11 protein-coding genes are annotated in these 13,394 nt (G+C 71.2%); 4 read left to right on the top strand and 7 right to left on the bottom strand.

Features of this window, described 5'->3' with window-relative positions; genetic code table 11:
• Positions 1-134: 134 nt before the first annotated feature.
• The 3 genes from AC06E6_RS07240 to AC06E6_RS07230 form a co-directional block, all read right to left on the bottom strand.
• Positions 135-983: a DUF3014 domain-containing protein gene (locus AC06E6_RS07240; protein ID WP_240211666.1), complete on the bottom strand. Its 849-nt coding sequence runs from the start codon at positions 981-983 to the stop codon at positions 135-137.
• A 70-nt stretch (positions 984-1,053) separates the two neighbouring features.
• Entirely contained in the window at positions 1,054-2,643 is a 1,590-nt protein-coding gene (locus AC06E6_RS07235) for a SulP family inorganic anion transporter (RefSeq protein WP_240211667.1), read from the bottom strand.
• 74 nt (positions 2,644-2,717) lie between these two features.
• Positions 2,718-3,191: a DUF3574 domain-containing protein gene (locus tag AC06E6_RS07230; protein ID WP_240211668.1), complete on the bottom strand. Its 474-nt coding sequence runs from the start codon at positions 3,189-3,191 to the stop codon at positions 2,718-2,720.
• Positions 3,192-3,387: 196 nt separating this feature from the next.
• Here AC06E6_RS07230 and AC06E6_RS07225 point away from each other — a divergent pair, with 196 nt between their 5' ends.
• The 4 genes from AC06E6_RS07225 (at position 3,388) to otsA (ending at position 9,905) form a co-directional block, all read left to right on the top strand.
• On the top strand, positions 3,388-5,823 hold the full coding sequence (locus AC06E6_RS07225; RefSeq protein WP_478060734.1) for a TonB-dependent receptor plug domain-containing protein: 2,436 nt from the start codon (positions 3,388-3,390) through the stop codon (positions 5,821-5,823).
• A 107-nt stretch (positions 5,824-5,930) separates the two neighbouring features.
• The gene (otsB, locus tag AC06E6_RS07220) at positions 5,931-6,674 is read left to right on the top strand and encodes a trehalose-phosphatase (protein ID WP_240211670.1); all 744 of its coding nucleotides are present in this window, start codon (positions 5,931-5,933) and stop codon (positions 6,672-6,674) included.
• Between the two features lie 85 nt (positions 6,675-6,759).
• Positions 6,760-8,541, top strand: coding sequence for a glycoside hydrolase family 15 protein (locus AC06E6_RS07215; protein ID WP_240211671.1), 1,782 nt, complete (start codon positions 6,760-6,762; stop codon positions 8,539-8,541).
• Positions 8,538-9,905, top strand: coding sequence for an alpha,alpha-trehalose-phosphate synthase (UDP-forming) (otsA, locus tag AC06E6_RS07210; RefSeq protein WP_240211672.1), 1,368 nt, complete (start codon positions 8,538-8,540; stop codon positions 9,903-9,905). The genes AC06E6_RS07215 and otsA overlap by 4 nt, the downstream gene beginning before the upstream one ends.
• 661 nt (positions 9,906-10,566) lie before the next feature.
• Here otsA and AC06E6_RS07205 read toward each other — a convergent pair.
• Genes AC06E6_RS07205 through rluD form a run of 4 tightly spaced genes read right to left on the bottom strand, consistent with a single transcriptional unit; the run spans position 10,567 to position 13,350 of the window.
• Entirely contained in the window at positions 10,567-10,995 is a 429-nt protein-coding gene (locus AC06E6_RS07205) for a thiol-disulfide oxidoreductase DCC family protein (RefSeq protein WP_240211673.1), read from the bottom strand.
• Positions 10,988-11,587 carry a DUF4166 domain-containing protein gene (locus AC06E6_RS07200; protein ID WP_240211674.1) on the bottom strand — a complete coding sequence of 200 codons (600 nt, stop codon included), beginning with the start codon at positions 11,585-11,587 and terminating at the stop codon, positions 10,988-10,990. Before AC06E6_RS07200 ends, AC06E6_RS07205 begins: the two co-directional genes overlap by 8 nt.
• Positions 11,584-12,363: a peptidoglycan editing factor PgeF gene (gene pgeF / locus AC06E6_RS07195; RefSeq protein ID WP_240211675.1), complete on the bottom strand. Its 780-nt coding sequence runs from the start codon at positions 12,361-12,363 to the stop codon at positions 11,584-11,586. The genes AC06E6_RS07200 and pgeF overlap by 4 nt, the downstream gene beginning before the upstream one ends.
• Before the next feature lie 3 nt (positions 12,364-12,366).
• On the bottom strand, positions 12,367-13,350 hold the full coding sequence (rluD, locus tag AC06E6_RS07190) for a 23S rRNA pseudouridine(1911/1915/1917) synthase RluD (RefSeq protein ID WP_240211676.1): 984 nt from the start codon (positions 13,348-13,350) through the stop codon (positions 12,367-12,369).
• Positions 13,351-13,394: the final 44 nt, after the last annotated feature.

Raw genomic sequence — 13,394 nt, 5'->3', positions numbered from 1 at the left:
GTCGCCGGCGATACTCGTTCAGATGCGGTTGCGGCGGTGTGATTCAAGCCCGCCCCCTGGAGCCCGTTCAGCCGCGGCCGCCCCGCCCCGGCAGTATCCCCGGGGCGCCGCGGCCACGCCTTGATCGGGCGCAATCAGCCCGGCCCACCGCGTGTCAGCGCACGCCGGATCGCGCCCAGCTGGTGCTTCACCGCGCGTGCCTGGTCCGCCTCCAGGCGCAACAGCGCCTTCTGTCCGATCGAGCGCCCCTGCAGCTGCGGATCGACGAACCGGTAGCGGCCGCGCGCGTCGCGCTCCAGCAGCGGCGGCCGCGCCGGCTCGGGCGTCAGCAGCAGGTGGTCGATCACCGCCACCACGCGGTCGTTGAACTGGCCGCCGGGATGGCCCAGCTCGCGATACGCCTGCTGCACCAGCGGATACAGGCGCATGTAGGCCGCCGCCAGCGCATCGGCGTCGACCGCGGTGAAGGCCGCTACGTACGGCGCATAGCGGGCGGCGTTGGCGCCGGCCACGGTGATGCCCGACGCCGCGTCGCCTTCGACCTGCAGGTCGCCCGGCAGCGGACGCAGCGCCAGCGCGCTGGCCGGCACCCGGGCCTGGTCGAGATTGTCGATGTGCGTGACCAGCCGCTGCAGCCGGTGGTCGGGCAGCAGCAGCGCCAGCACCGGCGCCGGGAACAGCGCGGCGAGGTCTTCGCGCACCCGCGCATCACTGTCCGCCAGCGACGGCAGTGCCGCATCGATGGCCGCATCGCGCGGCAGCGGGTATCGCGCCGGTGCCGCGCTCACGCCCGCTGCCGCCGCTGGCGTCTGCGGCGTCTCCGGCGGCACGCTGCGATCGCCGCCGGCGGGCGTCGCCACCGCGCGCGGCGGGGCAGCCGGCATGGCCGTGCGCAGCTCATCGCGGAACAGCCACCACCCCGCGCCGCCCAGCACCAGCACGCCGGCCACGGCCCAGGGCCATACCGCTTTCCTGTCCTGCATCGGGAACCACCTCCGTCGTTGCGATCACCCAGGGTGTGACCAGGGCGATCGCGCGGGGTTCCCCGCCAGCTCAGCCGGGCCGCGGTGGCCGCTGCAGCGACAGCAGCGCCAGCACCGCCGCCAGCGCCACGTAAGCGCCGGCGAACTGCCAGCTGATGCTGCGCTGCAGCCCCTGCAGTGCCCACGGCAGGTACACCCCGCCGCGCGGGTCCACCGAGTGGATCAGGCCGAACAGGGTCAGCAGCGCGGCGACCAGGAGCAGGACCGACGCGCGCCGCGGACGCTGTTCGATCATCGCCACCACCGTGGCGATCCACAGCATCGCGGTGATGATGAAGCCGTTGCCGAGAGTGAAGATCACCGCCAGCTCCGGCAGCCCGTGGCCGTCGAGCGTGGTGGTCAGCTCGGCCAACCGCTCCGGCGCGATCCAGCCCGGTGCCTTGATCGCCAGCAGGTACGCCACCGAGGGCAGGAAGCCGAGCACCATCGCCGCGGCATGCCGCTTCGGCGTGGTCTCGAACGCCTGGGTGGTGATGTCGATGGCCACGTACACGATGATCGGCGCCAGCACCGCCAGCGGCAGCCACTGCACCAGGCCGGAAATCACCCCGAGCATGCCGCCGATGCCGACGAACAGTCCAGTCAGCAGGGTGTAGCCGCTGCGCGCGCCCATGTGCTTGTAGGCCGGCTGGCCGATGTAGGGCGTGGTCTGGGCGACGCCGCCGCAGCACCCGGCCACCAGCGTGGCCACCGCTTCCACCAGCAGGATGTCGCGGGTGCGGTAGTCGTCGCCGGCCGCGCGCGCGCTTTCGGACACGTTGATGCCACCAACCACCATCAGCAGCCCGAACGGCAGCAGCAGCGGCAGGTAGTCCAGCGCCGCCGGCAGGCCGTCGATGAAGCCCAGCGTCGGCAGCGGCAGCACCACCTGCGGTGGCGTCCACTGCGGCAGGGCGAAGCCCGGCGCGCCCAGCCCCGCCAGTCCCAGCCCGTAGTACAGCGCGGTACCGACCACGAATGCCACCAGCACCCCGGGCGCGCGTACCGGCAGCCGCCCCTTGGCGACCAGCACGTACAACAGCAGCCCCAGGGTGACGAAGCCGGCCACCGGCGAGCGCAGCGCTTCCAGCAGCGGCAGCAGGCCCATCAGCACCAGCGCGATGCCGGCGATGGAGCCCAGCAGCGCGGCCCGCGGCAGCGCGCGGGTCACCGCCTCGCCGAAAAACGACAGCACCAGCTTGAGCAGGCCCATGATCACCAGCGCCGCCATGCCCAGCTGCCAGGTGGCGATCGCCGCGGCCTGCGGGTCCATGCCCTGCTGGCGGAAGCCGGCGAACGCCGGCCCCAGCACCAGCAGCGCCATGCCGATGCTGGTCGGGGCATCCAGCCCCAGCGGCATTGCAGTGACGTCGTCGCGGCCCGTGCGCGCGGCCAGGCGCCGCGCCATCAGCGTGTACAGCAGGTTGCCCACCAGCACGCCGAAGGCGGTGCCCGGGAACATGCGCCCGAACACCACCTCGGCAGGGAACTGGAAGATGCCCACCAGCGCCATGGCGATGAAACCGAGGATGGACAGGTTGTCGACCACCAGGCCGAAGAAGCCGTTGAGGTCGCCGGCGACGAACCAGCGTGGGCGCGGGGCAGCGGGAAGGGAAGCCATGCGGGAACCGGGAGGAAGGAAGGGAAAACCATCGCCGGGGCGCGGGCGCCACGCCCTGCCCCGGCGCGCGTTGCTCAGAACGAGACGTCCACCGCCTGGCGCGCCCACAACACCGACTGGTGATGGGTGGCCTGCTTCCAGGCCAGGCGGATCGCCTCGATGTCGTTGCGGCGCTGCGGCGTGTCCTCGTGCAGCACCACCAGCACCTTGGTGCGCAGGCGCTCGGGCCCGGCGGCGCCACGGAACAGCCACTGGCCGTAGGCGTCGAACACGGTCAGGCCGTCGGGGAAGCGCGGGGTCACCTCGCGGTCGAGGAACGCCCGCCACTGCGCGTCGCTGATGGCATCGGTCTGTTCGCGGCGGGAGTCGCCGTCCTCGCGGCCGACGCCGAAATACAGCTCGCTGCGCACCCAGTGCGCGCCCTCGGCCGGGCGCGCGGCGTCGCCGTGCAGCGCGGCGGTGGCCGCCGGCGGGTCGGCGGGAGCGGCGGCGGTGGCAACCCCGCCCAGGCACAGCAACAACGGGAACAGCAAAGCGGACGACTTCATGGATGACCTCTGGAAGGAGCCTGCAAGGATGGCGTGGCCGTCGCTGCAGCGGCATATCACGTTTACGGATGAGCTGATGCCACGCGGGGCTTGCACCGGGCACCGGCATCACGCGAAGATAACATATCGCTCCATCCGGATGAATGTAACAAAGCATCCGGAAACCCCTTCCCCACGTCATCCCGGAGTTTCCCCCATGGCCCGTATTTCCCCGGCACCGCTCGGCCTGGCCGTCGTGCTGGCGCTGTCCTCGCCCGCCTACGCCCAGGACGCATCCGCCCCGGCGACCACGCTCGACACGGTGATCGTCACCGGTACCCGCGCCAGCGACCGCACCGTCCTGGAATCCACCTCGCCGGTGGACGTGCTCACCGCCGAGGACATCCGCAAGGCCGGCGTGGTCAACGGCGAACTCGGCAGCGCGCTGCAGGCGCTGCTGCCGTCGTTCAATTTCCCGCGGCAGTCCAACTCCGGCGGTGCCGACCACGTCCGCGCGGCGCAGCTGCGCGGGCTGTCGCCGGACCAGGTGCTGGTGCTGGTCAACGGCAAGCGCCGCCACAACTCGGCGCTGGTCAACACCGACAGCAAGATCGGCAAGGGCACCACGCCGGTGGACTTCAATGCCATCCCGGTCAGCGCGATCAAGCGCATCGAAGTCCTGCGCGACGGCGCCGGCGCGCTGTATGGCTCCGATGCGGTGGCCGGGGTGATCAACGTGATCCTCGACGATGCCCCGCAGGGCGGCGCCATCGAGGCCAGCTTCGGTGCGCACCACACCGACCTCAAGCCGATCGGCCGCACCCTCACCGATGGCCAGACGAGCTATTTCAGCGCCAAGGTCGGCACCGTGCTGAGCAACCAGGGCGGCTTCCTGCGCGTGGGCCTGGAGCTGAAAAACCGCGAGGCCACCAACCGCGCCGGCTTCGACCAGATCCCGCCGTGGGAGGCGCAGACCCCGGACAACCTGGCCCTGGCCGGCAAGCGCAACTACGCCCTGGGCGACGGTGCCAGCAAGGATCTCAACGCCTGGTTCAACACCGAGATCCCGTTCGGCGCCACCTCCAAGGCCTATGCGTTCGGTACCTACAACCAGCGCGATACCGAAGGCGCCAATTACTTCCGCTATCCGGACGGCGAAGCCAACTGGAAGCAGCTGTATCCCAACGGCTACCGCCCGGTTTCCGAAGGCGAGAACCTGGACCTGCAGCTGGTCGGCGGCGCGCGCGGCCAGTGGGGCGACTGGAACTACGACGCCAGCCTCGACCACGGCCGCAACGAATTCACCTACCGCCTGCGCGATTCGCTCAACGCCTCGCTCGGCCCGGCCAGCCCCACCCGCTTCAAGACGGGCGACTACGCGTTCGAGCAGACCGTGGCCAACCTCGATGTCGGTCGCATCTTCGTGCGCGCCGACGACAGCCACAGCCTCGGCTTCGGCGTGGAAGCGCGCCACGAACGCTACGAGACCGGCGCCGGCGACCCGGCCAGCTATGCGGCCGGCGCGTACACCGATCGCCCCACCGGCTCGCAGGCCGGCGGCGGCCTGACCCCGCAGGACGAGGCCCACCTCACCCGCGACGTGTTCAGCGCTTATGGCAGCCTGTCCTCGACCTTCGGCGAGAAGTTCTCCACCGACCTCGCCGCGCGCTACGAGCATTACCAGGACTTCGGCGGCGAGCTCACCGGCAAGCTCGGCGCACGTTACGCGTTCGCACCGGCGTTCGCGCTGCGCGGCGCCATCTCCAACAACTTCCACGCGCCGTCGCTGAGCCAGACCGGCTTCGAATCCACCTCCACCGGCTACACCGCCGGCGGCCAGCTGGTGCAGGGCCGGCTGCTGTCGGTGAACAACCCGATCGCGCGCGCACTGGGCGCCCGCGACCTGAAGCCGGAGAAGTCGATCAACTACAGCCTCGGTTTCACCAGCCAGATCGGCAGCCACCTGGACCTGTCGCTGGACCTGTTCCAGATCGACATCGACGACCGCATCGCGCTGTCGGAGAGCATCACCGGCGACGCGCTCACCGATTTCGTGCAGCAGCGCTTCGGCGTGAGCGGGCTGCAGAGCGCGCACTACTTCGTCAATGCCGCCGATACACGCACCCGCGGCGCCGAGTTCGTCGCCAACTGGCGGCAGACGCTGGGCGGCGGCGACCTGCTGCTCACCGGCACCTGGAGTTACGCCAGGACCGAGCTGAAGAACGTGCTGGCCACGCCGCCGCAGCTGCTGGCGCTGGATCCGGACTACGTGCTGTTCGGCGTGGAGGAAAGCAATACGCTCACCGACGCGGCGCCGCGCACCCGCGCGCAGCTGGCGGCGAGCTGGGCCGACGCGCGCTGGTCGCTGGGCAGCCGCCTGAGCCGCCATGGCAGCGCGCGACGCGTGTTCGATTTCGGTGGCGGCTATGTGCCGACCCAGACCTATGGCGCGGAATGGCAGCTCGATGCGGAAGTGGAGTACCGCGTCACCGCGAAGTGGAGCGTGGCCGTCGGTGGACAGAACCTGACCGACAACTACCCGGACCGCTCCAACGACGACATCCACTACTTCGGCAACCTGCCCTACGACGTGTTGTCGCCGATCGGCAGCAACGGCGCGTACTGGTACGGGCGCGTGCGCTACGCGTTCTGACCCGGCGGCTGGAAGCCGGGCCAGTGCCCGGCTTCCAGCATCCGCCTTCATGCGCCCGCGGCGGAACGATAACTTTCCTCTCACGTGCCGCGTGGCATGGTAGGGAAATGGTCAAAGCGTCCATCAGCCCGCCCCCCGCGCTGGATCCCGCTTGTGCCCTGTTCCTTGACGTGGACGGCACGCTGGTCGGGTTCGCGGCACAACCCGAAGATGTCCGCCTGCCACCACAGGTGCGCGACTGGATAGCCCGCATCGGCGAACGCCTCGGTGGCGCCCTGGCGCTGGTCAGCGGACGCCCGCTGGCACAGCTTGACCAGTTGTTCGCGCCACTGCGCTTGCCCGCCGCGGGCCTGCATGGCGCGCAATTGCGCCGCACCGACGACGACGCGCCGGCAGACGCCGACCCCGCCCACTGGCTGCATGACCTGCATGTGCAGGCGATGCGCCTGGCGCACGCGCACCCCGGCGTGCGCGTGGAAGCCAAGGGCCAGGCCCTGGCGCTGCATTGGCGCAATGCACCGGAGGCCGCAGCCGCGGTCGAAGCCTTCGCGCGCGCGCAGTTGCCGCGGCTGCCCGGCGTCCGCCTGCAACCGGGCAACCACGTGGTCGAACTGGTGTCCGCCGGCCACGACAAGGGCACGGCGGTGAGCACGCTGATGCGCGCGCCGCCCTTCGCCGGGCGCCGCCCGGTGTTCGTCGGCGACGACCTCACCGACGAGTACGGCTTCGCCGCGGCGACACGGCTCGGCGGCTACGGAATCCTGGTCGGCGACCGCTCGCCCAGCCAGGCGCGCCATGCCCTGCCGGATGTGGCCGCGATGCACGCGTGGCTGCGCGCGGGCGCGGCCTGATGCCACACCGCGGCGCCGGGCCATCGATCCGGACGCGGTCGCACCCCGGGGACGGCACGGCCGCCCCACCAGCAAGGAGGAAGCGATGCTTCAAGCCAATCTCGAGATGGGCGTCATCGGCAATGGCAGTTTCGGTGCCCTGATCGACCGCCATGCGCGCGTGGTGTGGAGTTGCCTGCCCGCGTTCGATGGCGACCCGGCGTTCTGCGCGCTGCTGTCGCCGCGCGAACATGACGGCGGCGACTTCGCCATCGAGCTGGAGGATTATGCCGGCAGCGAGCAGCACTACATCACCAACACCGCGATCCTGCGCACGGTGCTGCGCGACAGCCACGGTGGCCAGGTGGAGGTGATCGACTTCGCGCCGCGCTGGCGCCGCCACGACCGCTTCTACCGGCCGCCGAGCCTGGTACGCCGCATCCGCCCGCTGTCGGGCAACCCGCGCATCCGGGTAGTGGCGCGGCCGCTGGCCGACTGGGGCGCGCGCGTGCCCGACTGCACCTGGGGCAGCAACCACCTGCGCTGGCTGCTGCCCGGCTTCACCCTGCGCCTGACCACCGACGTACCGGTGCGTTTCATCCGCGACGCGCTGCCGTTCGTGCTCGCCCACCCCATGGAGCTGGTGCTGGGCGTGGACGAACCGCTGGACCGCGCGCTTGCCAGCTACGCGCAGGACGCGCAGCAGCGCACCGAGGACTATTGGCGCGAATGGACCCGCTACCTGTCCATTCCGCTGGAATGGCAGGACGCGGTGATCCGCAGTGCCATCACCCTGAAGCTGTGCCAGTACGAGGACAGCGGCGCGATCATCGCGGCGATGACCACCTCCATCCCGGAGGCCCCGGGCAGCGCCCGCAACTGGGATTACCGCTACTGCTGGCTGCGCGACGCCGCGTTCGTGGTGCGCGCGCTCAACCGGCTGGGCGCCACCCGGTCGATGGAGGATTTCCTGCGCTACATCTTCAACCTGGCCACCACCGACGGCAGCCTGCAGCCGCTGTACGGCATCGGCCTGGAGGAACGGCTCGACGAGCATGAAGTGCCGTCACTGGCGGGGTACCGTGGCATGGGCCCAGTGCGGCGCGGCAACCTGGCCTGGCTGCAGCGGCAGCACGATGTCTATGGCTCCGTGGTGCTGGCTTCGACCCAGCTGTTCTTCGACCAGCGTCTGAAGGACCCGGGCGACGCGCACACGTTCGCCCGGCTCGAACCGCTGGGCGAACGCGCCTATGCCCTGCACGACGTGCCCGACGCCGGGCTGTGGGAGTTCCGCGGGCGCACCGCGGTGCATACCTATACCGCCGCGATGTGCTGGGCGGCCTGCGACCGCCTGGCCAAGATCGCCACGCGCCTGGCGCTCGGCGAGCGTGCCGCGCTGTGGCGCGAGCGCGCCGACCACATCCACCAGCGGGTGCTGGAGCGCGGCTGGAACCCACGGCTGGGCCACTTCACCGACACCTTTGATGGCAACCACCTGGACGCGTCGTTGCTGCTGCTGGCCGACATCGGCTTCATGGAGGCGGGCGACCCGCGCTACGTCGCCACGGTGGAAGCCATCGGCCACGGCCTGCGTCGCGGCGACGCGCTGTTCCGCTACATCGCCCCGGATGACTTCGGCGCGCCCGAGACCAGCTTCACCATCTGCACGTTCTGGTACATCGATGCGCTGGCCGCGATCGGCCGCATGGACGAGGCCCGCGCCCTGTTCGAAAGCGTGCTGGCACGGCGCAACCACCTCGGGCTGCTGTCCGAGGACCTGGCGTTCAGCGATGGCGAGCAGTGGGGCAACTTCCCGCAGACCTATTCGCACGTGGGCCTGATCACCGCGGCGATGCGGCTGTCGCGCAGCTGGCAGGAGGCCTCGTGAGCCGCCTGGTGGTGGTCTCCAACCGGGTCGCGGTGCCCGGCGAAAGCCGCGCCGGCGGGCTCGCCGTGGGGCTGCTGGCGGCCTTGAAGGAACGCGGCGGGCTTTGGTTCGGCTGGAGCGGGCGCAGCGTGTCCGGCCCCAGCGGGGAACTGCACGAACACAGCGACGGCGCCATCCGCTATGCCACCCTGGACCTGTCCAGGGCCGACCTGGACAGCTACTACAACGGCTTCTCCAACCGCGCGCTGTGGCCACTGCTGCACTTCCGCCTGGATCTGGTGGACTACGACCGCAGCAAGCGTGAAGGCTACTGGCGGGTCAACACGCTGTTCGCCGACCGGCTCGCGCCACTGCTGCGCGACGACGACACGGTGTGGATCCACGACTACCACCTGATCCCGCTGGCGGCGCTGCTGCGCGAACGCGGCATCGGTTGCCGCATCGGCTTCTTCCTGCACGTGCCGGTGCCGTCGGCCGACCTGGTGCAGGCGCTGCCCGAGCATCGTTCGCTGTTCTCGGCGCTGTACGCCTGCGACCTGCTCGGCTTCCAGACCCGGCGCGACGTGGACCGCTTCCGCTCCTGGGCGCGCCTGTTCGGCGGTGGCAGCGCCATCGACAGCGGGCACATCCAGTCGCCCGACGGGCGCCGCGTGCGCATCGCCGCGTTCCCGATCGGCATCGATACCGAGCACATCGCCCGGCAGGCACGGGTGGCTACCGGCAACAGCGCGGTGCGCGCGCTGCGGCACAGCCTGCAGGAACGCAAGCTGGCCATCGGCGTGGACCGGCTGGACTACTCCAAGGGGCTGCCCGAACGCTTCCATGGCTTCGAGCGCTACCTGACCCGCTACCCGCAGCAGAAGGGCAGCATGACCTTCCTGCAGATCGCGCCGGTCTCGCGCGGCAGCGTGGCCGAGTACCGTTCGCTGCGCAGCGAACTGGAGCGGCTGGCCGGGCACATCAACGGTGGCCACGCCGAGGCCGACTGGACCCCGTTGCGCTACGTCAACCAGAACTACGCCCACAGCACCCTGACCGGGTTCTACCGCGAGGCCGCGGTGGGATTGGTGACGCCGCTGCGCGACGGCATGAACCTGGTGGCCAAGGAGTACGTGGCGTCACAGGACCCGGACGATCCCGGCGTGCTGGTGCTGTCGCTGCTGGCCGGCGCCGCCGACGAACTGAAGCAGGCGCTGCTGGTCAATCCGCACGACCTGGACGGCGTCGCCGACGCCATCGCCACCGCAGCCAACATGCCGCGCGGCGAACGCATCGAGCGCTGGCAGGCAATGATGCAGCACCTGCGCGAGCACGACATCAACCGCTGGCGGCGCGACTACCTGCAGGCGCTGGAAGGCGACTGAGCGGCACGGTGCCAGCCAAACCCGGGAGCGCGCCACCCCGACCTGCCCGCAAATGCACGATCCCGTAGGTGCGGGGCTCGCCCCGCACCGACCCTCACCGGGAAAGCCCCATGCGGGGCAAGCCCCGCATCTACGTCCGTGCTGCGTCGTCCCGGATGAACCACGCGCCTGCGGCGGTGTCCCGGCCGAACCCGGGAGCACACCATCCGGACCTGCCTGCAAACGCACGATTCCCGTAGGTGCGGGGCTCGCCCCGCACAGGCTTCACCGGAACAGCCCCATGCGGGGCAAGCCCCGCATCTATGCCTGCGCTGCGTTGTCCCGGATGAACCACGCGCCTGCGGCGTTGTCCCGGTTGAACCCGGGAACGCGCCATCCGGACCTGCCCGCCAATGCACGATCCCCGTAGGTGCGGGGCTCGCCCCGCACAGAGCCTCACCGGGAAAACCCCATGCGGGGCAAGCCCCGCATCTACGTCCGCGCTGCGTTGTCCCTGATGAACCACGCGCCTGCGGCGTTGTCCCGACCGAACCCGGAAACACGCCATCCGGACCTGCCTGTAAATGCACGATTCCCGTAGGTGCGGGGCTCGCCCCGCACAGAGCTTCACCGGAACAACCCCATGCGGGGCAAGCCCCGCATCTACGCCCGCACAGGCTCCTCAATCCAGGAAACGCGCCGCCTGCGCCGGGGTCGGCAGGTAGCAGGCGTCGTGGCGGCCGAACCAGCGGTAGCGGTTGCGCGCCAGCCAGCGGTAACCGCGGTCGCGCAGCGGACGGGGCAGCAGGCGCGCCAGCCGGGCCAGCTGCCAGATGCCGCCCAGGCCAGCCAGCACGCGCACGATGGCGTCGGTATCGGTATACGCGCGGCCCTGCTCGACCAGCAGGAACGACAGCGGGTCATCCGGATCCAGGCCATGGGCGCGCATCAACCGGCGCCCGTGCGCGCCCTGCATCGCCGCGAACCGATAGCGGGCGTGGCGGTCGAAACGCAGCAGGAAGCGCACCCAGCGACTGCAAAGCGCGCAGACGCCATCGAACACGATCACCGGCGCAGGGCCGGAGGCGGAGTCGAACGTCCCTTTACCCATCGCCGCGGCCTCCGCCGATGCGGCCGCTGACGGGGACGTCCGGTTCTGCCTCCCGGTTCCCGATCGGCAACAGCCAGCCCTCGTAGCGGATCAGCGGCCCGAGCAGCGGCATCGCCACGTCCACCAGGAACGTGTAGCGGTCGCCATCGACGCGTTCGCGGCAACGCACCTGGGCGAACCAGGCGGCCGGCAACGGTACGCTGCCAAACGCCCAGGCCCGCTCGACCCGCCAGTGGATTTCGCCATCCACGGCCGCCAGCGCGAAACGGAAGCGTACCGCGCCCAGGCGCTCGAACAGGCGGCCCTGGCGCGACCACAGCCGCGAGGCCATGCGCGCGTCGCCGAAACGGCGGTCCCAGCGCTCGCCGGCGCCCTCGGCCACGAACTCGACCGTCACCGGCACCGCGTCCGCCGCCGCGGGCAGCCGTGCCAGCCACGCGCAGGGCGCGACCAGCCAATGGTCGCCGCGGCGCACGCAGGCCTGGCCGCGCCAGCGCTGCCGGCCCTGCACCGAATGCAATGCCTGCAGGGTCGGCGGCAGCCGGGCGAACGCGGCGGCGCCGAGCACCCGCGCGAACAGCGGCGCGGTCACCGCGCCATCCACACCAGCGTGGCCATGCGTCCGCTGCGACGATCGCGGCGGTGCGAGAACCAGCGCGCGGGATCGGCGATGGTGCACTGGTCGCCACCATGGATCGCCGCCGGGTCCATGCCAGCGGCCTGCAGCCGTTGCCGTGCCAGCGCGTACAGATCCACCCGCCAGTGCCCGGGCCGGGTGCCGCTGAAGGCCGCTTCGGCAGCGGCCGCATGTGCCAGGAAGGCGTCGCGCACGTCGGCGCCGATCTCGTAGTGCGCCGGCCCGGCAGCGGGGCCGAGCCAGGCGATGACCTCCGACGCCGGCGCCCGCATGGCCGCGAGCGTTGCCTCCAGCATGCCGTCGGCGAGTCCGCGCCACCCGGCGTGCGCGGCGGCCACCTCGCCGCCGTCGCGGGCGGCGAACAGCACCGGCAGGCAGTCGGCGGTGAGGATCGCCAGCACCACCCCCGGCACCGCGGTCACCGCGGCATCGGCGACGGGTTCGGCGTCCACGCCCTGCGCCACCGGCGGTGCGTCGAAGCGCAGCACGCCGGTGCCGTGCACCTGGCGCAGCCAGTGCGGCGCCGAAGGCAGGCCCGCCAGCCGCTGCAGTTCATCGCGGTTGCGCTGCACCTGCTGTGGGTCGTCGCCTTCGGCCGAGCTACGGTTGCCCAGGTTGAAACGGTCGAATGGCGGCAGCGAGCCGCCCGCGCCATGACGCAGCGTGGTGAACGCCCGCACCCCGGGGGGCGCGGGCCAGTCCGCCGCCAGCAGTGGCAACGCGGCGGCCATGGTTCAGCGCCGCTCGCGTTCGGCGAACAGGACGCTGTCCTCGCGCAGCGCCTTCATCAGCGCCAGCATGTCGGCCGGCACCGGCGCGCTGTTGCGGATCGCCTCGCCGGTGATCGGATGCATGAACTCCAGCGTCTCGGCGTGCAGCGCCTGGCGCCTGAAGCCGCGCAGCTGCGCGACCAGTTCGTCGGTGGCGCCCTTGGGCAGCTTCAGCGCGCCGCCGTACAGCGGGTCGCCGATGATCGGGTGCTTCAGGTGCGCCATGTGCACGCGGATCTGGTGGGTGCGGCCGGTTTCCAGGCGGCATTCCAGCGCGGTGTGGGCGCGGAAGCGTTCGCGCAGGCGGTAATGGGTGACGGCGTCGCGGCCATCCTCGCGCACGGCCATGCGCAGGCGGTCGCGCGGGTGGCGGTCGATCGGCGCGTCGGCGGTGCCGCCGGACACCAGCGCGCCGCTCACCACGGCCAGGTACTGGCGGTGCACTTCGCGCGCGGACAACTGCTCCACCAGCGCGGTCTGCGCCTGCAGGGTGCGGGCCACGACCATCACCCCGCTGGTGTCCTTGTCCAGCCGGTGGACCACGCCGGCGCGCGGCACCGACGCCAGCGCCGGGTCGCGGAACAGCAGCGCGTTGACCAGGGTGCCGGTGGGGTTGCCGGCTCCCGGGTGGACCACCAGCCCGGCCGGCTTGTCGATCACGAAGACGTGCTCGTCCTCGTACAGCACCGACAGCGGGATGTCCTCGGGCAGGGCGTTGGTCTCGGTGTCCAGCGTCGCATTCAGGGTGGCCAGCTCGCCGCCCCGCACCGGATCGCGCGGGCGCGCCGGGACGCCGTCCAGCAGCACTGCCCCGGACTTGATCCATTCGCTCAGGCGGGAACGGGAGAATTCGGGGAACAGCTCGGCCAGCACGGCGTCGAAACGGCGGCCGGCGGCGGCGTCGGGCACCCGCGCCTGGCGGGAAGGAAGGGAAGCGTTGTCGGACATGGCAGGGGTATCGGCGGAATTCGGGGGGTCCCGGCGACAGGAGT

The sequence above is a fragment of the Stenotrophomonas sp. Steno-Z10-HUANG genome, from assembly GCF_056393075.1.
The sequence above is the reverse complement of the archived record's forward strand: the minus strand, read 5'-3'. Positions and strand labels throughout refer to the sequence as shown.